This window comes from Prevotella ihumii (assembly GCF_900155655.1).
Lineage (GTDB): Bacteria > Bacteroidota > Bacteroidia > Bacteroidales > Bacteroidaceae > Prevotella > Prevotella ihumii.
In genome coordinates, this window is record NZ_LT706987.1 from 1984913 (window position 1) to 2006142 (window position 21230).

General features: G+C 44.2%; 20 protein-coding genes and 1 pseudogene. 13 read left to right on the forward strand and 8 right to left on the reverse strand.

All coding sequences use genetic code 11. From position 1 onward, the window contains the following. Positions 1 to 30 precede the first annotated feature (30 nt). The 3 genes from CZ367_RS08905 (at position 31) to CZ367_RS08915 (ending at position 5018) form a co-directional block, all read left to right on the forward strand. Positions 31 to 1137, forward strand: coding sequence for a DUF4876 domain-containing protein (locus CZ367_RS08905; RefSeq protein WP_077196570.1), 1107 nt, complete (start codon positions 31 to 33; stop codon positions 1135 to 1137). A 93-nt stretch (positions 1138 to 1230) separates the two neighbouring features. Beyond that, positions 1231 to 2220 carry a leucine-rich repeat domain-containing protein gene (locus CZ367_RS08910; RefSeq protein ID WP_077196571.1) on the forward strand — a complete coding sequence of 330 codons (990 nt, stop codon included), beginning with the start codon at positions 1231 to 1233 and terminating at the stop codon, positions 2218 to 2220. A gap of 443 nt (positions 2221 to 2663) precedes the next feature. Continuing rightward, positions 2664 to 5018 (forward strand): C10 family peptidase, encoded by a 2355-nt coding sequence (locus tag CZ367_RS08915; RefSeq protein WP_237581649.1) that lies wholly within the window; start codon positions 2664 to 2666, stop codon positions 5016 to 5018. Between the two features lie 115 nt (positions 5019 to 5133). Here the strand turns inward: CZ367_RS08915 and CZ367_RS16280 are convergent. The 6 genes and pseudogenes from CZ367_RS16280 to CZ367_RS08940 all read right to left on the reverse strand — a co-directional run. Next, positions 5134 to 5300: pseudogene (locus tag CZ367_RS16280) on the reverse strand (IS5/IS1182 family transposase); the annotation flags it as partial. Positions 5301 to 5325: 25 nt separating this feature from the next. After that, complete coding sequence (locus CZ367_RS08920; protein WP_077196573.1) at positions 5326 to 5685, reverse strand: MarR family transcriptional regulator; 360 nt, start codon at positions 5683 to 5685, stop codon at positions 5326 to 5328. 5 nt (positions 5686 to 5690) lie between these two features. Then, entirely contained in the window at positions 5691 to 6176 is a 486-nt protein-coding gene (trxA, locus tag CZ367_RS08925; protein WP_077197413.1) for a thioredoxin, read from the reverse strand. 406 nt (positions 6177 to 6582) lie between these two features. Then, positions 6583 to 6981: a hypothetical protein gene (locus tag CZ367_RS08930; protein WP_077196574.1), complete on the reverse strand. Its 399-nt coding sequence runs from the start codon at positions 6979 to 6981 to the stop codon at positions 6583 to 6585. Next, positions 6948 to 7787 carry a tetratricopeptide repeat protein gene (locus CZ367_RS08935; RefSeq protein ID WP_144005972.1) on the reverse strand — a complete coding sequence of 280 codons (840 nt, stop codon included), beginning with the start codon at positions 7785 to 7787 and terminating at the stop codon, positions 6948 to 6950. Before CZ367_RS08935 ends, CZ367_RS08930 begins: the two co-directional genes overlap by 34 nt. Further along, complete coding sequence (locus CZ367_RS08940) at positions 7747 to 8076, reverse strand: 2-amino-4-hydroxy-6-hydroxymethyldihydropteridine diphosphokinase (RefSeq protein ID WP_077196576.1); 330 nt, start codon at positions 8074 to 8076, stop codon at positions 7747 to 7749. Before CZ367_RS08940 ends, CZ367_RS08935 begins: the two co-directional genes overlap by 41 nt. A 203-nt stretch (positions 8077 to 8279) precedes the next feature. Here CZ367_RS08940 and CZ367_RS08945 point away from each other — a divergent pair, with 203 nt between their 5' ends. Together CZ367_RS08945 and CZ367_RS08950 are read left to right on the forward strand one after the other, a co-directional pair. Next, positions 8280 to 8948: a DUF4230 domain-containing protein gene (locus CZ367_RS08945; RefSeq protein ID WP_077196577.1), complete on the forward strand. Its 669-nt coding sequence runs from the start codon at positions 8280 to 8282 to the stop codon at positions 8946 to 8948. Further along, entirely contained in the window at positions 8935 to 9588 is a 654-nt protein-coding gene (locus tag CZ367_RS08950) for a DUF4230 domain-containing protein (protein ID WP_077196578.1), read from the forward strand. Before CZ367_RS08945 ends, CZ367_RS08950 begins: the two co-directional genes overlap by 14 nt. A gap of 4 nt (positions 9589 to 9592) precedes the next feature. Here the strand turns inward: CZ367_RS08950 and CZ367_RS15525 are convergent, their stop codons facing one another. Then, positions 9593 to 9736 (reverse strand): hypothetical protein, encoded by a 144-nt coding sequence (locus tag CZ367_RS15525; RefSeq protein ID WP_154669323.1) that lies wholly within the window; start codon positions 9734 to 9736, stop codon positions 9593 to 9595. An 86-nt stretch (positions 9737 to 9822) separates the two neighbouring features. Beyond that, positions 9823 to 11199 (reverse strand): tryptophanase TnaA, encoded by a 1377-nt coding sequence (locus CZ367_RS08955; RefSeq protein ID WP_077196579.1) that lies wholly within the window; start codon positions 11197 to 11199, stop codon positions 9823 to 9825. 559 nt (positions 11200 to 11758) lie between these two features. On the opposite strand from CZ367_RS08955, the gene CZ367_RS08960 reads away from it, so the two are divergent. From CZ367_RS08960 to CZ367_RS08995, 8 genes are all read left to right on the forward strand, one after another. Further along, positions 11759 to 12379 carry a TetR/AcrR family transcriptional regulator gene (locus CZ367_RS08960; protein ID WP_077196580.1) on the forward strand — a complete coding sequence of 207 codons (621 nt, stop codon included), beginning with the start codon at positions 11759 to 11761 and terminating at the stop codon, positions 12377 to 12379. Positions 12380 to 12420: 41 nt separating this feature from the next. Further along, a complete protein-coding gene (gene fabG, locus CZ367_RS08965; protein WP_077196581.1) occupies positions 12421 to 13167 on the forward strand; it encodes a 3-oxoacyl-[acyl-carrier-protein] reductase in 747 nt (248 codons plus the stop codon). Positions 13168 to 13175: 8 nt separating this feature from the next. Beyond that, positions 13176 to 13844, forward strand: a complete 669-nt coding sequence (locus tag CZ367_RS08970; RefSeq protein WP_077196582.1) for an RluA family pseudouridine synthase — start codon at positions 13176 to 13178, stop codon at positions 13842 to 13844. 303 nt (positions 13845 to 14147) lie between these two features. Then, positions 14148 to 15455: a BamG family beta-barrel-assembly machinery protein gene (locus tag CZ367_RS08975; protein ID WP_077196583.1), complete on the forward strand. Its 1308-nt coding sequence runs from the start codon at positions 14148 to 14150 to the stop codon at positions 15453 to 15455. Positions 15456 to 15519: 64 nt separating this feature from the next. Continuing rightward, positions 15520 to 16176 carry an LPS export ABC transporter periplasmic protein LptC gene (lptC, locus tag CZ367_RS08980; RefSeq protein ID WP_394334141.1) on the forward strand — a complete coding sequence of 219 codons (657 nt, stop codon included), beginning with the start codon at positions 15520 to 15522 and terminating at the stop codon, positions 16174 to 16176. Between the two features lie 5 nt (positions 16177 to 16181). Further along, positions 16182 to 17441: a hemolysin family protein gene (locus CZ367_RS08985; protein ID WP_077196585.1), complete on the forward strand. Its 1260-nt coding sequence runs from the start codon at positions 16182 to 16184 to the stop codon at positions 17439 to 17441. A 147-nt stretch (positions 17442 to 17588) separates the two neighbouring features. Then, positions 17589 to 19736 carry a peptidylprolyl isomerase gene (locus CZ367_RS08990; RefSeq protein WP_077196586.1) on the forward strand — a complete coding sequence of 716 codons (2148 nt, stop codon included), beginning with the start codon at positions 17589 to 17591 and terminating at the stop codon, positions 19734 to 19736. Positions 19737 to 20087: 351 nt separating this feature from the next. Continuing rightward, the gene (locus tag CZ367_RS08995; RefSeq protein WP_077196587.1) at positions 20088 to 21197 is read left to right on the forward strand and encodes a glycerate kinase; all 1110 of its coding nucleotides are present in this window, start codon (positions 20088 to 20090) and stop codon (positions 21195 to 21197) included. Positions 21198 to 21230: the final 33 nt, after the last annotated feature.

A 21230-nucleotide genomic window follows, 5' to 3' on the forward strand; every position in this document is an offset into this window, starting at 1 on the left:
AAAAATCATTGATATAAAGAAGACAAACAAATGAAGAAGATGATGCTATGCGCATTGGCAACAATTGCGCTTTTCACAAACTGTGCACGTGACGGACAACCTGAAGAAAAGGAACATACCGCTGAGACAGAAAGCACGGACCTGATTATAAAAGACATTTATTATGCTGGAGACTTCGTGGAGACACCTTACGGCAACAAATCTGAAGAAACGGATGACAAGTTTATTGCCGTCTACAACCCTACCGACCATGACATAAGTCTTGAGAATATGGCTTTGGCACTATGTCAATACAACGCTGTAGACAAGGTCAACTTTGAAAAGCCTAATAGCGATTATAGACAGAAAGCATTTGGTGTTTCCAACATGATTGGTTTCCCAAAAGATAAAAGTGGCATGCCATACACCGTAAAAGCAGGCAAAACTATTGTTATTGCCATGAGAGCCATCAATCATGCGGAAGGATACAAGAAGTATTTGAAAGAGTATGGAGAAGATCCAACCAAATACAAAGGTGTAGAAAAACTGATCGACCTTTCCAAAGCCGACTTTGAATGGGGACAGAATGGTAACGAAAACGTTCCACACATGACGTTCCTCTATTGTAAGGAAAACGACAAAGAACAGGAAAAACGAATGAAAGAGGACAAATCGAAAGTCGGAGTATGGGATGAAGACGACGATGAGTATGTACCTTTCGAATTTCAGCGAAACTTCACCATTGCGCTGATACGTTTGGCAGAACCTATTGAGAAGATAAAAGAGAATATGAACAATGCCAAAGTAAATGAAGTGTTGCTAAGAGAAATCGAAGATCCGATGGCAAAATATGGACGCTATGTCATGTGGAACGAGAGTGGACATCACTCACATTCACAAATTTTTATGTTCTTACCGAACCAATGGGTTGTTGACGCCGTAAATGTAAGGTTCAAAGGAGCTACTACTGAAAAAAGTTTCCCGATATCGGGTACACTGGACAAAGGTTGGAATGGCGTTTACGAAAAGGCTGATGATAAGATAGACGTTGGTGCAGGCAAGATGATTACTCGACGTTTTAATGGAAAAAGATTTTCCGATACAAACAACTCATCGGTTGACTTTGAGGTCAAGAAGGTGGTTGTACCTGCGAAATAAGAAGGCATGGGCATTATAAATGCCTGCCTTCTCTTACTAAACTTCATAAAAATAGGTTTTACCTAAATATGTTTAATTTAATGTTTTTATAGTATGAGAAAAATTTATACGTTAACAATGAGCCTGTTGGTTTGCATAGGTGCACTGGCAGGTAACAATGGCACTATTGGTGACAATTTGCAATGGTCGTTTGCCGATGGCACACTTACCATTAGCGGAAAAGGAGAGATGCAACACGCAGAAGGTAACTCTGTTTATGCATGGGGTGGTGAAAATCCGCAAGTAAATCGCAACGACATCAAAAAGGTTGTAGTACAAGAAGACGTTACGTCTCTTGCTGAATATATATGTTGGGACTTTGCAAACCTTCAAGAAGTAACGCTACCTAAGTCGTTGACCAAGTTAGGGAAACAATGTTTCAAACATTGTACTGCGCTCAAATCCATAACATTACCAGACAACATCTCCATGATTGACGAGAGTGCTTTTGAGGAATGTAATGCTTTGGAAACCGTTACTTTTCCGAAGAATCTAAAAGAGATAAAGGCAAAAGCATTCCACACCTGCAATCTTAAGAAGGTAGACCTTTCGCAAACACAAGTAGAATCAATTGGCATGGGGGCTTTTGCCCATAATGCCAAATGCACAGAGGTGTACTTGCCAAAGACACTCAAAACGTTCTTTGGTACCGATGAGGGTGCTTTTGGTGACTGCAGCAGTCTAAAGAAAGCGGTGTGCCTTGCCGTCAATCCACCCCAAACCCTTGACGGAGGTGAAGACTTTATCAACGGAGGCATCAAAATGGATCCTGTTGATTATGTAAACATTTTCACTGGCTTTGATGACGAGTTTGTTTTGGAAGTACCAGCAGGAAGCGAGGAGAAATACAGAAACGCAAACGGCTGGAAAAATGTAGCCAACAACATTACTACTGGCATTCGCGGCGTCAAGGCAGCCCAGGCAAAAGTTGGCGTGTACGACATCACCGGCAAGAGATATATGAATCATACAGATGCACAAACACTCAACACATTGCAACGTGGCATTTATATCATCAATGGGAAAAAAGTGTTAGTTAAATAACACACTCATTTATCCCCACCCATAGAATGTATTAAAGGTGTACCTAAGAAAAACGTGCATAGAGACAACAAATTCCGTGCACCATAAAACAAAAGTTATTCTATACATACTGGGGGTGGGGATTTTTTATTTTATCAAATTTACCTTAGGCTCTAATCTCGTGTTACAAAAAAACACAAGATAAAAAAGACTATTGCTGTCCGTTAAACCCAAATCGGTCGTTAGAATGAGAATGTATTTTTTTGAGCTTATTTTGTGATTTATTTTGCATATATCAAAGGAGCATAGCGGGCTATGTAACTCAGATATAGGCAAAATAAAGCCAAAATAAGGCAAAAAGACATCTCATAAGTTTCGGTAAATAGATAGACAAGCCCTAAACTGGTCTAATGACCTTTACGGTGGTAATTTATAGAACCACCCTTTATACTAATAAATTAAATATGAGGAAAATTTTTACATCTTTAGTGTTGCTATGCGCAACAACCTTGGCTTTTTCCGCCCCTGTTGGCAGACAACAAGCCCGACAAGCTGCATTGGCTTTTGTCAAGAGCCATGCAAGTACTAACTCCCAGGGCGTTACACGAGCTTCACAAGCCGCACCCTCGCTCAACGAGGTGGCAAGTACCAATGCCTACTACATTTTCAACGTAGGCAAGGGACAGGGCTTCGTCATCGCCTCTGCTGACGACCGCACGGCTGACGTGTTAGGTTATGCAGAAGAGGGAACATACGACGAGCAGCAATGTCCGGCATCGCTCAAGATGCTCTTGGCACAATATCGACAGGAGGTGCGCATGCTGAACAACATACCTGCCACCACAAAGCCTGCCACCACGCGCACCAGCAGAGAGCTGCAGCCCATTGAACCGTTGCTGAAAACCACATGGAGCCAGTATGGTCCCTACAACCAACAAACGCCCCTACACAAAGACAAGCACTGTGTCACGGGATGTGTTGCCACGGCAGCAGCCCAAATTATGGCCTACTACCAGTATCCTAAGAAGGCTCCCGCCTTGCCTGCCTACAAGACTCTGTCGGCTCATCTGCAAGTTCCCGAACTTGCCGAGAGTACCTTCGAGTGGAACGACATACTGCCTTCGTACCGCATTTCCACCACCCAGCAGCAGCAAGACGCTGTGGCTAAGCTGATGAGATATGTGGGACAGGCGGTGTACATGGATTATACCGCTGATGATTCGGGCGCCGATTCCTACAACGTGATATTGTTCCTTACCCGAATGTTTGGTTACGCCAAGGACATGCACCGTGTTTTCAGAGACCGTTATACCTGTGAGGAATGGTACAACCTGATATACAATGAGTTGAAAGCCAAACGACCCGTTTATTATTTTGCCGAAGATGTGGTGTACAACTATGGTCACGCCTTTGTCTGCGATGGCTACAAGGAAGGCGACTACTTTCACATCAACTGGGGCTGGGGAGGTCAATTCAATGGCTACTATCGCCTGTCGGTTCTTTCGCCACGCGAATATGGATTTAAGCAACTGCCCAGTATCTACACGCGCGAGCAAGGAGCTATCATCGGATTCAGACCAAGCGAAGGTGCTGATGTATTTCCCAAAGTTGTGGACGTCAAAGAGATGACTCCCCTACAAGATCAAAGTCGCTCGAACAGCAGCGATGACTTCACGGATTTTGACATCACCATGAAATGCGTGAACAATTACGGCGAAGCCTTTGATGCCGATTGCGGCTTAGGCTTTTGGCAGGGAGGTAGATTGATAAACGCCGTACAGCTGTTCAGCTCAACGTTCAAGCGCGACGGCAAGATACAAAAGGAAGAAGCGAACTTCAAGATACCGCACACCCTCGCCAACGGAAAGTACACCGTGCTACCCGTTTACCGCATACAAGGCGAAAGCGACTGGAAAGCCTGTGGCGGCATTGGAGACATGGCGCAGGAGATAGAGATTACCGACACGGAACTGAAGACCTCCACTGCCAAGCCTGTTCTGGAGGTGAAGAAAGTGGACGTGAAAGGTAGCAAGGAGGCAGGACGTCCCTTGTTCGTAACCCTTACCATAGAGAACAAGGGCGACGAGTTGTACGACACCTTCGACATGCTCTTCACGTATGACTATGTAGCTTCTACCACCACCTTCCTGCCAGCACGACAGACGACAGACGTGGTGTTTGAGCTTTATCCAAAGAAGGCTGGAGAGTTCGACTACTCCTTCGAATGCAAATCGGGTGCTACTATCAGCTCTAAAGGAAAAATTACCATTACTGAACCTAAGTCGCAAAACCTTCCTTCGGTTAAGGTGAAAATCGAACAAAGTGAAGAAAACGCTTTCCAAGCTCCTGCTATGAGGGGGAAACTCATTGTCACCAACAGCGAGAGTGCAGACTATTGCGGCGGTTTCGACATTGAGCTGCGTTGCAGAAAAGGCAATACAGACGAGGCTTACTTTGAAAACAAAATCTCACTGGCAGACATCATTCCCGCCAACAGCACGAAGGAAATACCATTCTCGATAGACAACGTTGTCGCTGGGGCGCAATATGCCATTTACGTAGATGGCTATAAGGTCGAGAAAGAAGAAGACTACGTACAGGGTGGAATGATATACGTACCTAAATGGGAGCGTATTCTCAAGACACCGTTCTACATGGCAAAAGCCGCACCAGCAGCAATCACTGTTCCGCACATCAGCCATGAGCCGATGCTCATTTACAACCTGCAAGGTGTGGTGGTAGGCAAAGGCGAGCAACAGTTCGAGTCACTGCCAAAGGGCATTTACATCATCGGTGGCAAGAAAGTAGTTAAGCGATAACCACCATCCTCATCAGCCCATTCATCTTTTCGACAAGGCACAGAAACTTTCTCGTGACCTTTTCGGAGTTGAATGGGCTCTTGTATGTCCTTACGTGGACAGCAGTTCTAAAAAAGTAGGCATTCTCCAAGAATTGCTCCAAGACGCTCTCATCTGAAACATTACAAAGGTGTTTCAAGATGAGGAGAACCATCATCAGACGGATGGGTTGGCCATACGGCCATTGCCCTTGCTGTAAAGAGGGCCAAAAAACTGCTCAAAAGCATCCCACTCGATTAGATTTGGTGGGCATTATTACTTTTTTTCTTTACGTTTTCAGCAATATCTGTAAGTTTTGTGGCACTTCAAAGCTGTTACAATTCACTTCACTGAGTTGTTTTTCGCCTAATTGGGTGAGTGCAAAGCGTTGACAGCGGCTGTCGTGTTTGCAAGTTTTGCGTTCTATAAATCCTTTTTTCTCCAACGATGCTATCACCTTTGAGGTATTCGAACGTGTGAGATTCATTTCATCAGCAAGCTCTCCAGAAAGCATATTTGCCTTCTGTGAGAGTATGCACATTGCCATTACCTCATTGATATTTAGATTGAACGTTTGTTCCATCTGTAGTTCAAATGTGGCAATGGCTCTGTATATGTTTCTTATTTTATTGATGCAATGGTTGTCCATTTATCCTATTTTAGAAGTACATCTTTGATTATTTTTTCCAAGTCGGCTTTTCCTTTACCGCCTACAGAGATGGTTGGGTCGCCTGTTTTAGGGATGAAAAGTAGGGTAGGGATAGAGCGTATGCCAAAGAGGGCTGCCAATTCTTCGTTCTTATCTACGTCTACCTTATAAATATCTACCTTGCCATCATATTCGTTTGCCAATTCTTCCATTATCGGTGCTATGGCTTTGCAAGGTCCACACCATGTGGCGTAAAAGTCGATAATGGCTGGTCGTTCGCCTTTGAAGTCCCATTTCTGTGGGTTTGCTTCGTAGTCCATCACCTTATTTTTAAACATTGCTGTGTTCATTTCTGTAACTTTCATTTCTTTTGTCTCCTTTTTTTGATTTGTTTCTGTGTTCTGTTTGTTTACCTGTGTTGGTTTGCTCTTAGCGCAACCGCCCATTACGAGGGAGAAGAACGCCAATGCGAATAATGCTATTTTCTTCATTTTCGTTTCTATTTTATGTTTGTTACCCTTTTGTTTCATTTGGTTTAAAATGGTTTCTTGTGGAAACTATGCAAATGTATAGATAAGTATTTGGGTAATGAAATTTCCGATAGAAAATATTTATTTGTATAACTTTGTTTAACTAAGCATAAGTCGCTTTTAATGTTTCTTTACCTTAAACCCAAATTGGTCGTCAGACCAGTCAGACCAGTCAGACTTGTCGGACTTGTCTGACTGGTCCGACTGGTCCGACTGGTCTGACTGGTCTGACGACCGATTTGGTTTAAGGGCTTAATTGCGGATTTGAGGATAACCATTTTCTAAACGTGCAAAGTTTTTGTTTGAAATTTGCTCGTTATCGTTGGAAAAATATAGTAAACCGTTATAACAGTCGTATATTTATGTATCAATCACTATTTGGCGTTGCGTCTTGGTGTTGTTGCGAATTGTTTTCCCATTCTTCCCACTCCTTCATTGCCTCTTTCCAATCTGTAGTTTGGTCTGTGGCTACCGTTTCTTGCTGTTGGTCAGCTTGGTCGCGTGCTTTGTCTCTTGCTCGTTTGGCTTTTAAGTTTTCTATGGTAGCCTCGTCAAGTATCTGTATTGCACCTCTGTTGATGGCATCTGCCAATTCGGCTTCGCCAAAGGCTTTCCCTGGCTCGTTAAAGTCGGAGATGTTAAATTCATAACCTACTCTTAAGTCGTGTCTTACAAGTTTTTGTTTGGCTCTGTTGCCTGCGTTTTTAAGGCGCAAGAGCTTTGCTATTTCTTTTATTTCTTTGTCCGAAAACTTTGTTCTTCCCATCTTATATTTTTGTTGTGTGCTGTGTTTGATTGTGTTTGTTGGTTGTTTTCCTTTTGCGGTTGCTGGGTTTCTATGGGTGGAAACTGCTCAAGGATAATCGAGTCTAAGGGTATCTCTATGGTGTGTTGCCGTATGCTATCCTCGCGTGCTTTGGCAAGAGCTATGCTGTCAGCCCTTAGTTTCTCGTCTATTTTGGCTTGACATCCTGCGCGCATCTTTGTTGCCTGTGCCCATCGTGCCTCTACATTGTCTACGTTTCTATATTTTTGATAGAAGAGTTGAGCTGCTGCAAAATAGTTGCGTGCCATTTCCCATTTTTCTGCAAACATATAACACAGTCCGAGCCGATAGTTTATTTCTGCTTTTTCACGGTCGTAACACAGTGCGAGTGCAAATTCGTAGTGTGGCGTTGCCTCTTTGTATTGTTGCATAAGAAAGTGGCTCTCGGCTGCCGCAAAGTGATATACCGAGCGTTCGTGAGGTGCCAATACAGCAAGTGCAGGTAAGGCTTCGTCTAAGTATTGCGCTGCCTTTTTGTATTCCCACTCGTGATAGTAGCACAATCCGATGTATGCCCTAAATCTTTCGTTCAGTTTGTATTGCTTGTCCAAGCGTTGGAAGATAAGCAATGCTTCGTGATACTTTGCCGACGTGAAATATTCTATCGCCTTGTCTAATAACACAGGGTCGGGGTCTTGCTGTTGTGCCCTTATTGGCAACGCTGTACTAAGGAGCATCGCCAACGCTATGAGCCCTTTTCTTAGTTTATGGCATCCACACGATGCGTTTAATTTGTTGTTTGCCATACCTTATTATATCTATATCAATGATTACTCGCCCTTGTTGGTGGTTTTGGTGCGAGTCTCCCATCTCGTGTTCAATGCTTTTGAGTTGGCGTGTGAGTTGTTCCAAGGATATAGCTTCATTCATTGTCGCCAAGCAATTGAGATACTTGTCCGACACCACCCCCACAGGTTCTGTCCATTGTTCGTTAGTGAACGCAATGTGTGGAAACAATAGTTTCAGTCTGTTTTTTGCCTCACTAATGTTTCTTTGTTGATTGATATTTGCGCCCAAGGATAATACTATTTCCATAATCTGTTTGCAAAGATAATTGGAAGTGGGCAGAAATCCAAAACATTGTTTGGAATATTTTCTTCCGAACAACCCCAACAACGACTGCCCAAACCACTGATACGCTGCCTTTGAGCGTTAAAAGACTGTAAAAAACAACCAACAAGTGGAGCAAAGGACGTAGAATTTGCGTAAATTTGTAGAAAAGACAAACAGAAAAAGGTATGAAACAACTACTCTTCTTCGCCCTTCTTCTGCTCGCCCTATCTACAGCGTGCACCAAGAAGAGCCCCACACCCACACAAGCCCAAACCATAGATACACTGCCAATGGTGGTAATGCGCATACAGCAAGCCTCACGCCTATACACAGCCGAATATCGTATTCATAAAATCGTAACCCACACCGACAAAGTATCGATTAAGGCTGCCTTTCTGAAGAAGGATTTCAGCATCAATCTGCCTGCCACCGACCGCCGTGTAGCTATACCGATGGACGCCACTGTAAAGGCATACGTCGACTTCACCCATTTTACCGCTCACAACGTGCACATCGATGGTGAACGCATTACCATTACTCTGCCCAATCCGCGGATAGTGCTCACCCAAACGAAGATAAACCACAAGGAGGTGAAACAGTTTGTAGACCTTACCCGAAGTCGTTTTACCGATGAGGAACTAACAAGTTATGAACGCCAAGGGCGCAAGCAAATTATAGCCTCCTTGAGTCAAATGCCTATCATAGAAGATGCCCAACGAAGTGCTGCCCGACAGCTCGTCCCGATGCTCCAAAGCCTTGGATATAAGGAGGAAAACATCACTATAACATTTAATGAAACCGCATCGCAAAACAACATACTAAGATATTTGGAGGTGAAAAATGGAAACAAATAACAACAATACGCCCACACCCAAAAGCGAAAACCCCTTAGTGAGCATTGTCAAACTGTTGAGTCGCACTACGCTCACCATCATCGGCATTGTTTTCGTCCTCGTCATTGGCGGGGTAATGGCATTGCGCTATATGAATAAGGAGAACACCCTAACCATAGAAACCAACAAGGCGATAGACATTACGCCCCAACAGATACAAAGTATTCAGGAGATAGGGCAGTGGGAATTTCTTTCCATCAGCGACGAAGAAATGGTAGATACGATGAGGAATAGTTTTCTCAAAGATGGTCATCTCACACGCATCTACTACGGCACACTGCGCATTGGTATCGACTTGCATCAGGCTAAACCCAAATGGCTGCGAGTAGAAAACGACACCATCGTGGTGGCAACGTTGCCCAAAATACAACTCTTAGACCGCAACTTTATAGACGAGGCACGCACCACATCGTTCTATGAGGTGGGCGAATGGACAGCCCAAGACCGCGAAGCCCTATACAATCGTGCTTATCGCAAGATGATGGTGCGCTGCGTTACGCCCCAAAACATCGCCACAGCCCAGCAAACCGCCAAGGAACAATTCACCAAAATGTTCCAAGCTATGGGCTATCGCAATGTGAGGGTAGAGTTTGAAAAGTAAGGTTCTACGGCCTCCCCCGCCCCCCCCCCACCCCCTCCGTTGGGCACCCTTGGCACGCTGTGGTTTTGTCGGACAAGTCGGACCCGTCGGACCCGTCTGACCCGTCCGACTCGTCCGACCCGTCCGACTCGTCTGACCAATAGCCCAAAACTGTCCCAACATAGCATTTAAAAACCCCACACTGCAATCCAAAGACGCTGTGTGGGGTAAAATGTATATAAACGACGGAAAATATTATCCTAATCTCTTAAGTTTTACGGTGAAGTGGCGCATCAGCGGAGCTTCCCATTCTATTTCAAGACCACGTGTGATAGTGGTACGGCGGTCGAGCACATTCTTCAATGCAGCCGCAATCACGTCCATGTGGTTATCGGTATATACACGACGAGGAATACAAAGGCGAACGAGGTCGAGACCACCGAAACGATTTTCACGTGTTACAGGGTCACGGTCGGCAAGCATATAACCTATTTCGCACGCACGAATACCTGCTTCAAGATAGATTTCGCACGTAAGAGTTTGTGCAGGGAACTCCTCTTTTGGAATACAATCCACTACCTTACTTGCATCTACAAAGATAGCGTGACCACCTGCAGGACGCTGGTAAGGAATGCCATACTCGTCAAGTTTCTTTGCCAAATATTCCACTTGGTGGATACGTGTTTGCAACATATCAAACTCTGTGTTCTCGTCCAATCCCACTGCCAATGCGTTAAGGTCGCGACCATTCATACCACCGTATGTGATATAGCCTTCGAAAGGAATACAGAAGAGCTTAGCTCCTTCAAACCACTCCTTGTTGTTGGTAGCGATGAAGCCACCCATATTTACGATACCGTCTTTCTTTGCCGACATCGTCATTGCATCAGCCTCGGCATACATTTCGAGTGCTATCTCCTTGATAGTCTTGTCCGCATAACCTTCCTCACGTGTCTTAATGAAGTAAGCATTTTCGGCAAAGCGAGCAGAGTCCATCACCACAGGCACACCATACTTATGGCAAAGTGCAGTGGTCTCCTTGATGTTTTTCATACTAACAGGCTGACCGCCAACCGTGTTGTTGGTAACGGTAAGCACCATGAAAGGCACGTTGCCCTTGTTTTCTTCCAACACTTTCTCCAACTTCTTCAAGCACACATTGCCTTTGAATGGCACTTCCAATTGGGTATTCTTTGCATCGTCTGTTGTTACGTCAATAGCTTTTGCCTTACGACTTTCGATGTGCCCCTTAGTGGTATCAAAGTGAGCGTTACCAGGAATTACCATTCCTTCCTTCACTAACAATGAGAACAGCACATTCTCGGCTGCACGTCCTTGGTGTGTAGGGATAACATACTTCATGCCAAAGATGCGCTTCACTACACTTTCAAACTTATAGAACGATGATGCACCTGCATAACTTTCGTCGCCCAACATCATTGCCGACCATTGGCGGTCAGACATTGCGCCTGTGCCCGAGTCGGTGAGAAGGTCGATATATACCTGCTCCGACTTTAGTTGAAATACATTATAGTGAGCCTCTTTCAGCCATTGTTCACGTTCTTCACGTGTGCTTTTACGAATGGGTTCTACCATCTTAATCTTCCACGATTCTGCAAAAGGTAATTCCATATTTTCTTCTTTTAAGTGTTAATGTTATAATAATTTAGTTCAAGCTTTTTCTGCCTGTTTAGTTGCAATCGCAAAGATAAGAAGAAAGTTTGTAAGTGGCAAATATGTTTTAGTGAAAAATTGTTATTTAAAAGCTTATTCAATTTTATCGAATAAATCGAATTCATCAAACTTGTTCGATTTGTCCGACTTGCCTGAAAGGTCTACACTTTGCCGTGCCAAACATATATATTTTAGGTTGCAAAACATCAACTTTGGCAGTGTCAAACATATATGTTTTAGGGGGTAAAACATATATGTTTTGGAACGCTTTTACAAATCATTGTGAGTCAGTAAGTTATGATGATGAAAAGCCAACGTTTGCCTATAACACCTATTGTCCTATTCTTCCTCTTGCCCAATTTTCCACCACTAAAATCCCCTAAACGAACAGAAGGGAAAAGAGAAGATAATCTGTCTAAAATATAAGAATTATTTGGCGGTTTACCAATTTTTATCTACTTTTGCACATAGCATTTATGATGTGCAATTTAATCAAATAACGACAAAGGAGATTTAAATGTCCATTTCAAAAACAAGACAAAAGCTAATAGATGTGGCAAGGCAACTCTTTGCTAAAAAAGGCATTGCCAATACCACAATGAACGATATAGCCGAGGCATCGGGCAAGGGCAGACGCACGCTCTACACCTATTTTAAAAGCAAAGACGATGTGTATTATGCGGTGATAGAGTGCGAGTTGGAGCGATTGTCCGACAAATTGGACGAGGTGGCAATGAAGAAAATTCCACCCCACGAGAAAATCATCGAGCTCATTTACACCCACCTTAGTATGATAAAAGAAACGGTGATGAGAAACGGAAACCTCAGAGCCGAATTTTTTAGAAACATCTGGATGGTGGAGCGAGTTCGCAAAAACTTTGACGAAGACGAAATAGAACTCTTCCGCAATGTGTACCGCGAGGCTAAGGACAATGGTGATTTTGACATCGACAGCGTGGAACTCGTGGCAGACATCACCCACTATTGCATCAAAGGATTGGAAGTGCCGTTCATCTATGGACGATTGGGACACGGACTAACCGAAGAAACCAGCCGACCATTGGTGGCAAAGGTGGTGTACGGAGCTTTGGGCAACAAACTGCACAAGCCGTATGCCGAAACCAAAGAAGAGCCATAACGAAATATCAATAATATATATACATAAAACAAAAGAAGAAAATGGGATTATTATCAGGAAAGACAGCACTCATCACAGGTGCTGCACGTGGTATCGGAAAAGCTATCGCAGTGAAGTTTGCACAAGAAGGTGCTAACATCGCATTTACCGACCTCGTAATCGACGAAAACGGACAGGCTACAGAAAAAGAAATAGAAGCATACGGCGTAAAATGTAAGGGTTATGCAAGCAACGCTGCCGACTTTGCACAGTCGGAAGAGGTTGTAAAGCAGGTGAAAGAAGAGTTTGGCGCAATAGATATTCTTATCAACAACGCTGGTATAACAAAGGACGGACTGATGCTTCGTATGACTGAGGCACAGTGGGATGCAGTGATTGGTGTCAACCTCAAGAGTGCGTTCAACTTTATTCACGCCTGTGTGCCTGTTATGATGCGTCAGCGTGGCGGCAGCATTATCAATATGGCAAGTGTTGTGGGTGTACACGGCAACGCTGGTCAAGCCAACTATGCTGCATCTAAGGCAGGTATGATAGCTTTGGCTAAGAGTGTGGCACAGGAAATGGGTCCTAAGGGTATCCGTGCTAACGCTATTGCTCCTGGTTTTATCGATACCGCAATGACACAACAACTTTCTGAAGACATTCGCAAGGAATGGACTTCTAAAATTCCATTGCGCCGTGGCGGTACAACAGAAGACATTGCTAACACAGCCCTCTTCCTCGCTTCCGACCTCTCAAGCTATGTGTCTGGTCAGGTAATTCAGGTTGATGGCGGTATGAATATGTAATAGCAACAATGCAGGTAATCTACGAAGACAACCATATCATCATCGTTTACAAAGAGAGCGGTGAGATAGTGCAGGGTGACAAGTCGGGCGACCGTCCGCTTTCCGATGATGTGAAAGCGTGGATAAAGGAAAAATATGCTAAACCTGGGAATGTGTTCCTCGGTGTGGCACATCGCTTGGATCGTCCTGTGGCTGGACTCGTAGTATTTGCAAAAACCTCTAAAGCCCTCTCCCGACTGAACGATATGTTTCGAAAGGGAGAGGTGCATAAAACTTATTGGGCAATGGTGCAAAACCCACCACACGAGCCCGAAGCCTTGCTTACCGATTGGATTGTGCGCAACGAACGACAAAATAAGTCGTATGCCTACGACCACGAGGTGGCGAACGCTAAAAAGTCGATGCTGCGTTATCGCACCATTGGCGCAACAGACCGCTACACCTTATTAGAAATAGAACTGCTTACGGGGCGTCATCATCAGATACGTTGCCAATTGGCAAACATTGGTTGTCCTATCAAAGGCGACTTGAAATATGGCGCACGTCGTTCTAATCCCGATGGCAGCATATCGCTCGTTAGCCATCGTGTAGCCTTTATTCACCCTGTATCTAAAGAAAAGATAGACATAACCTCGCCCCTGCCTATGGATAGGGTGTGGGATAGCTTTAGAGAATAGGCGACACCGAGCGCCCCCCCTGTTGGGGCTACTCATTATACACATCTACATATCTGCTGAGGTTTAGTGAATTAATAGTTTAGTCTGACCAGTCTGACCAGTCCGACCAGTCCGACCAGTCCGACCCGTCCGACTTGTCTGACAAAACTATAGTTGGTCAAGGCGATGGCTTTAACTCCTCTTAACTCCTAAAAAAATAACTCCTCCTAACTCCTTATTAAATGTAAAATCGCTCACACTTTTACGGCAATATCATTTTTTTTCGCTAACTTTGCGCTGTTTATATGCATAAATAACAAACGAATGAAGAAAATACTTACAGCTGCGCTTATGCTTGCCATATCTATCGGCGCAATGGCACAAAGCGGAACAAACTCGCCATACAGCCAATTTGGCTTGGGAACATTGGCTTCTGAAGCTACAGGATTTAATAAAGGTATGAATGGCTTGGCGTACGGATTTCACGAACGCAACCAAATAAACCATCAAAATCCTGCTTCCTATTCGGCGTTAGACTCGCTATCGTTTATCTTCGATGCTGGAGTGAGCCTACAACTTACCCAGTTTGAAGAGAATGGCAAGAAGGTGAACGCTAAGAATGGTAGCATAGAATATATTGTTGGAGCTTTCCGTGCGTGGCGACACGTAGGCGTAAGTTTTGGTGTAATGCCAATCTCTAACATCGGCTATAAGTATAGCAACACAGCCAATATCAACGCTTTTCCTAACCCTCACACCAAGGAAACCACATATTCTAACACCTTTAATGGCGAAGGTGGATTGCGTCAAGTGTATCTTGGTGCAGCGTGGGAACCTGTAAAAGGGCTCTCGTTGGGTGCCAATATTGCCTATATGTGGGGAACGTTGGAACGCAGCGTGACCAACACTTACAGCGATGTGTATGTAAACACGATAGCTAAAAAATACACCAGCGATGTGAAAAGTTACAAGGCTGACTTCGGTTTGCAGTACACACAACGCTTGAGCAAGAAAGATGAGCTGACCTTGGGTCTTACTTATGCGCTCGGACACAAACTCAACGGAACGGCAAACGTAGACGTTATGTCGACCAACTCGCAAACCAACGTGAAAGACACCACAAAGTTTGCTATTGATAAGGCTTTAGAACTGCCCCATAGCTTTGGTGTGGGTGTGATGTACAGCCACAACAACCAACTGAAAGTGGGTTTCGACTACGAGTTACAGCAGTGGAAAAAGCTACAATTCCCAGAGTTTAGCATCAACAACAACGTGTCGAAATACCAGTTGGTAGACGGATTGTTTACCGACCGTCATCGCTTCACCCTTGGAGGCGACTACTGTAAGAGTGGCAAAAATCACAACCTCTTCCATAAAATGCACTATCGTGCAGGTGTGAGCTACACCACACCTTACGTTAAGATAAATGGTCAAGACGGTCCACGCGAAATATCGGCATCGTTGGGTTTGGGCATTCCTGTCGTAAACCGATACAACAACCGCAGTATGCTGAACATCAGTGCCGAATGGGTGAACCGCTCGGCAACAGGACTGATAAAGGAGAACTCGTTCCGCATCAATGTAGGGCTTACCTTCAACGAGCGATGGTTTGCTAAGTTTAAGGTTGACTAATCCGAAAGTTCTCCTCTGAACCAACATCATGCAACCCTATTTTTGCTTTATATATATAAATAAGGTGAAAGATACCATACTAAAGTTTGCTTACACAGTAGTAGCCGTCGCCCTAACGATGGCTACACTCGTGGCTTGTCAGGAAAACAAAGGGCACACCGCACCTGCCATCAACGACCGCGACTCGGCTTCGGTGATGACAACCTACGGCGTAAACACCCTTATTTCTGATTCGGGCGTGATAAAATATCGCCTTGTAGCCGAAGAATGGGAGGTGAACGAGGTGAAGAAACCTTCGCGATGGATATTCAATAAAGGTGTGCTACTGACCCAATTCGACTTGAAAAAACACATTGTGGGTTATATCCAATGCGACTCGGCTACCTATTTCGACAAAGAAAGACGATGGGCATTGCGAGGCAGAGTGCGTATTGTTACGGCTCAAGGCTTAGAGTTTCATAGCAGCGAACTCTATTGGGACGAGCAAAACCACTTGATTTGGTCGCACAAATACTCACACCTCAAAACCCCTGAAAAGGAGTTGGAGGGAAACTGGTTCAGAAGCAACGAGGATATGAGTGAATACGAAATACGCCAAGCAAAGGGGTGGAACATCTTTAAAGACCACGAATTTGGAGGCGCACCCGCTGCTCCAATGGAGTTGCAACCCATTGACACCCTTCCGCACAACGACCTGAAGGGAACGATAACTAATAGATAAGAAACTTGGAAATAGACTTAATAATAGGAATAGTTATTGCGCTTATGTTGTCTGCATTCTTCTCAGGAATGGAGATAGCTTTCGTTTCGAGCAACCGTCTCTTAGCCGAAATGGACAAAGAGAAGAACGGCATTGCCCAACGCTGTCTGCAAGTGTTCTATCATAATCCTAATGGCTTTGTGTCGACAATGCTCGTTGGCAACAACATCGTATTGGTTTTGTATGGTATTCTTTTTGCTGAAATCTTCAACAAAACCATCTTCGCAAGTTTCGACCCTGCCACACAGGTGCTTTTAGACACCCTTTGTTCCACCGTAATTGTAATTTTTACGGGCGAATTTATCCCTAAAACGCTGTTTAAGAGCAGTCCCAACACGCTGCTAACCTTCTTTGCGCCCTTAGCATACGTGTTTTTTATTATTCTTTGGCCTATCAGTCGCTTCTCTACCTTTGTTTCTCGTCTGCTGTTGCGCATTATTGGCGTGCGAATGAGCGAAGAAAAGAATGATGGAACATTCACCAAAGTAGACTTAGACTACCTGCTACAAAGCTCCATCGACAATGCCAAAGACGAAGGAATGTTGGAAGAAGAGGTGAAGATATTTCAAAACGCATTAGACTTTACCGATACTAAGGTGCGCGATTGTATGGTGCCTCGCACAGAGATAAATGCAGTGGACGAAAACTGTAGCATCAACGATTTACAACAGAAATTTATAGAGAGTGGCAACTCGAAACTCATTGTTTACAAGGAAGATATAGACCACATACAAGGCTATATACACTCTTCGGAAATGTTTAAGAACCCCCAAGAGTGGAACGCACATATCCGTGAGTTGCCCTTTGTTCCAGAGACAATGACCGCACAACGCCTTATGCAAATATTTTTGCAGCAGAAAAAGAGCATCAGCGTTGTAGTAGACGAGTTTGGCGGAACAAGCGGTATTGTGTCGTTGGAAGACATTGTGGAAGAGATATTTGGCGATATAGAAGACGAACACGACAACGCTAAGTACATCGCCAAACAACTTAACGACAACGAGTATCTGCTTTCGGCACGCTTAGAGATAGAAAAGGTGAACGAAATGTTCAACCTTGAATTGCCCGAAAGCGATGAGTATATGACCATTAGCGGACTGATACTACACGAATATCAAAGCTTTCCAAAGCTAAACGAAATCGTGAAAACAGGCAACTTCGACTTTAAGATTATTAAAAATACAATGACAAAAATCGAACTTGTAAGGCTAAAAGTTAATTCATAGCACAATTTCTTCGCAAATTATTACTATAATTATCTTTTTCTTTGTATTTTTGTAGTCAATTTTCCAAGGTGGGCTCAATAAATAGCTTGCTTTCAGAAGCAAACCTTGCACTAATAAAGAAATAATAATAATAAAATAAATAAAAAAATGGCAGCATTAGGAAAAATTAGAGGCAGAGGAGTCGCGCTGATAGTTATTATCGGCTTGGGTCTTTTTGCGTTCATTGCCGAAGAAGCTTTCCGCTCTTGTAATGGTATCAAGGGCGAAGCACGCCAGCAAGTAGGCGAAATCTTGGGCGAAAAAATCAATGTTCAAGACTATCAGAAGATGGTTGACGAGTATCAAGATGCTATTAAGTTCACAATGCAACGTGACAACTTGTCTGAACAAGAGCTTAATCAAGTGAAAGACCAAGTGTGGCAACAGTTGGTAAGCAATCGCATACTTGAGGCAGAAGCTGAAGAAGTAGGCTTGAAGGTAACAGAACAAGAGGTGCAAAACGTGTTGAACGAGGGTACAAACCCAGCTTTGGCACAGACACCATTCGTTAATCAGCAGACAGGACGCTTTGATGTAAACGCATTGAAGCAATTCCTTGATGGTTACAACAAGGCTAAGACTGCTAATCCACAGCAGGCTGAACAGATGAAGAGCATCTACAACTATTGGATGTTTGTGGAGAAGAACCTCCGTGCACAATTGTTGGCACAGAAGTTCCAAGGTCTTTTGGCAAGCTGCGTATTGTCTAACAAGGCTGAAGCTAAGCTCGCTTTCAACGACGAAAACGAAGAAGCACAGGTGCAACTTGCAGCTCTTCCATACAGCAATATCAAAGATGCTGACATCAAGGTTACAGACGAAGACCTCAAGGCTAAGTATGAAGAAATGAAGCCTATGTTCCGTCAGACTGTTGAAACACGTGATATAAAGTATGTAGACTATCAAATCTTTGCAAGTCAAGCAGACCGTAACGCTATCGTAAAGGAAATGAACGAGCTTCAGAAGCAATTGGCTACAGCTGCCGACCCAACTTCTTTGATTAGTAAGAGCGGTAGTCAGATAGCATACCTTGGTCTTCCAGTAAGCAAGGACGCATATCGGGAATACCCAGACATCGCTGAGAAAATCGACTCGCTCGGTGTAGGTACAACAGGCGTTATAGAAAACAAGGAAGACAACACACTCAACATTATCCGTGTGATGAGCAAAGCACAGTTGGCAGATTCAATCCAATTCCGCCAAATACAAGTTGCTGCTAACACACCAGCTGAGTCAAAGGCTAAGGCAGACTCTATTCAGAAGGCTTTGGCTGGAGGTGCTGACTTCGAAGCATTGGCTAAGAAGTATGGACAGACAGGCGAAAAGACTTGGTTCACAGGTCAGCAGTACGAAATGTCTACAACGATGAACCAAGACAACCGCACCTATATCAACGCATTGTTGAATGGTGAGGTGAACAACGTTCAGAATGTAGCATTCACACAAGGCAACGTCATTCTTCAGGTAGTTGATAAGAAGGCTATGAAGACTAAGACCACAGCCGCTATCATCAAGAAAGTTATCGACTTCTCTAAGGATACTCGCTCAAGGGCATTCAATAAGTTCTCTGAGTATGTAGCTAAGGGTACAACCCTTGCCGACTTGGAAAAGAACGCTGCTAAGTATGGCTACAAGGTTCAAGAGCAGCAGAATATCACCACAGCACAACACGACATTATGGGCATTCGTGCTACTCGTGAGGCATTGAAGTGGCTCTTTGCAGCTAAGGAAGGCGATGTTTCTCCACTTTACGAATGTGGTAACAACGACCACTTTATGGTAGTTAGCCTTACAAAGATTCACCCACAAGGCTTCCGCGAATGGAACGATGAAGAGGTGAAAGAAATATTGAAGCGTGAAGTAATCAAGGATAAAAAGGCTGAAAAGTTGATACAACAACTCAAGGGTGTCAACACTATCGCTGCTGCACAAGGTAAGGGCGCAAAGGTTATCCCACTCAATCAGGTTACATTTGCTGCTCCAGCATTCGTAGCTGCTACAGGTGCAGCCGAGCCAGCTCTATCTGGTGCTATCGCTGCAACACCAGTTGGCAAGTTCTCAAAGAACCCTGTAAAGGGCAACGCTGGTGTTTACGTATTCCAAGTAGTAAGCAAGACTAAGCGTGCAGGTGCTAAGTATGACGAAAACACTCAGATGCAGATGTGTATGCAACAGAATATGCAGCTTGCAAGTGGCTTTATGCAAGACTTGGTATTGAAGGCTAATGTAGTAGACAACCGCTACTTGTTCTTCTAAACCACCAATTATAAAATATAAAAAGCTCCTCTCGCACGGTTTTCAAAGCTGTGTAAGAGGAGCTTTTGCGTATCATAATAGGCTGGTTCTATAAATTACCACCGCATATAGTCATTAAATTTTTATGAAATACGTTTTATTATCTTTTGGCTTCTTTTTATATAAAACAGGCTGCGCCTCAACAATTCAAACAAGTTTGATTGCATTCGGCTTGCTCCGTTTTTGGTTCAAAATGTAAGTTCGTTCAGTCGTGTAGCTCGCTACACTCCTTCACTCTCTTGCATTTTGACCTCAAAAATAAGCTCAAAATCTAACAAAGCTAATTTATAGAACCAGCCAAAAGTCTGTGAAATGAAAATTATCCTTGCTTTCGATTCGTTTAAGGGGTCTATATCGGCTGCCGAAGCTGTGGAAGCGGCTCGCTGTGGGGTGCAAAAGGTGTACCCCGAAGCCACGATTGTGGGTCTTCCGCTTGCTGATGGTGGCGAAGGCACAGTGGCAGCATTGAGCCATTACCTTTCCACAACCCGTGTATCGTGCAGCGTTCACGACCCACTGATGCGCCCCATTACAGCCTCTTATGCCCGAAGCATTGACGGACGCACAGCAATTATCGAAATGGCAGCTACAGCAGGCTTACCATTGCTTCGTAATGATGAGCGTAACCCACTGAAAACTACCACCTTTGGCGTGGGCGAAATGATGCTCTCTGCCCTCAATAGCGGTTGTCGTAACTTAAAAATAGCCATCGGAGGCAGTGCTACCAACGATGCAGGAATGGGAATGTTGGCAGCTTTAGGAGCACATTTTTATAATGCTAACGATGAAGAACTTCTCCCCATAGGCGAAAACCTTGAACAAATAGCACGAGTAGACACGAGCGCATTGACCCCATTTACCGATGTTCAGCTTGACGTCATCTGCGATGTTACCAATCCGCTCTTTGGCGTTAAGGGTGCAGCCTATGTGTATGCGCCACAAAAAGGTGCATCGCCCGAAGCTGTGGAACGATTGGACAGCGGTTTACGCCATTTCTCTCGCTTTTTTTCTGTCAACCCCTACGAGGTTGGAACAGGAGCTGCGGGTGGTTTAGGCTATGCCTTGAAAACCCTTGGCGCAAATCTTTGTCGTGGTGTAGATGTGGTTTTAGAAGCCTCGCAATTGACTTCCCATCTGCACAATGCCCATCTCGTTATCACAGGCGAAGGCAGTATTGATAGTCAAACCCTTAACGGAAAACTCCCCTTTGGCGTACTTCAGTGTGCTCTGCGTCAAGGTGTTAAGGTGGCAGCCTTTGCAGGCCGTATCAAAGACATCGACCCATTGTTGGCAGCAGGTTTCAGCAGTATTCGCTCTATCAATCCCCCTGACGAGCCAATTGCCGTAAGTATGCAAACAGGGGTTGCGAAACGAAACCTTCAAACAGCAATTTCCGATTATTTAGAAACTTATCCTTTGTAGATAATCAATCTACCCTTTGTTTTTTATATTAAC

Excerpts from the sequence above, each read along its gene's own strand:
- fabG (WP_077196581.1), top strand. The coding sequence starts at position 12,421 with ATGGGATTATTATCAGGAAAGACAGCACTCATCACAGGTGCTGCACGT.
- CZ367_RS08940 (WP_077196576.1), bottom strand. The coding sequence starts at position 8,076 with ATGGAAATAGTATTATCCTTGGGCGCAAATATCAATCAACAAAGAAAC.
- trxA (WP_077197413.1), bottom strand. The coding sequence starts at position 6,176 with ATGAAGAAAATAGCATTATTCGCATTGGCGTTCTTCTCCCTCGTAATG.
- CZ367_RS08915 (WP_237581649.1), top strand. The coding sequence starts at position 2,664 with ATGAGGAAAATTTTTACATCTTTAGTGTTGCTATGCGCAACAACCTTG.
- CZ367_RS08945 (WP_077196577.1), top strand. The coding sequence starts at position 8,280 with ATGAAACAACTACTCTTCTTCGCCCTTCTTCTGCTCGCCCTATCTACA.
- CZ367_RS08990 (WP_077196586.1), top strand. The coding sequence starts at position 17,589 with ATGGCAGCATTAGGAAAAATTAGAGGCAGAGGAGTCGCGCTGATAGTT.
- CZ367_RS08905 (WP_077196570.1), top strand. The coding sequence starts at position 31 with ATGAAGAAGATGATGCTATGCGCATTGGCAACAATTGCGCTTTTCACA.
- CZ367_RS08930 (WP_077196574.1), bottom strand. The coding sequence starts at position 6,981 with ATGGGAAGAACAAAGTTTTCGGACAAAGAAATAAAAGAAATAGCAAAG.
- CZ367_RS08955 (WP_077196579.1), bottom strand. The coding sequence starts at position 11,199 with ATGGAATTACCTTTTGCAGAATCGTGGAAGATTAAGATGGTAGAACCC.
- CZ367_RS08950 (WP_077196578.1), top strand. The coding sequence starts at position 8,935 with ATGGAAACAAATAACAACAATACGCCCACACCCAAAAGCGAAAACCCC.
- CZ367_RS08910 (WP_077196571.1), top strand. The coding sequence starts at position 1,231 with ATGAGAAAAATTTATACGTTAACAATGAGCCTGTTGGTTTGCATAGGT.
- CZ367_RS08935 (WP_144005972.1), bottom strand. The coding sequence starts at position 7,787 with ATGGCAAACAACAAATTAAACGCATCGTGTGGATGCCATAAACTAAGA.
- CZ367_RS08920 (WP_077196573.1), bottom strand. The coding sequence starts at position 5,685 with ATGGACAACCATTGCATCAATAAAATAAGAAACATATACAGAGCCATT.
- CZ367_RS08975 (WP_077196583.1), top strand. The coding sequence starts at position 14,148 with ATGAAGAAAATACTTACAGCTGCGCTTATGCTTGCCATATCTATCGGC.
- CZ367_RS08995 (WP_077196587.1), top strand. The coding sequence starts at position 20,088 with ATGAAAATTATCCTTGCTTTCGATTCGTTTAAGGGGTCTATATCGGCT.
- CZ367_RS08970 (WP_077196582.1), top strand. The coding sequence starts at position 13,176 with ATGCAGGTAATCTACGAAGACAACCATATCATCATCGTTTACAAAGAG.
- CZ367_RS08960 (WP_077196580.1), top strand. The coding sequence starts at position 11,759 with ATGTCCATTTCAAAAACAAGACAAAAGCTAATAGATGTGGCAAGGCAA.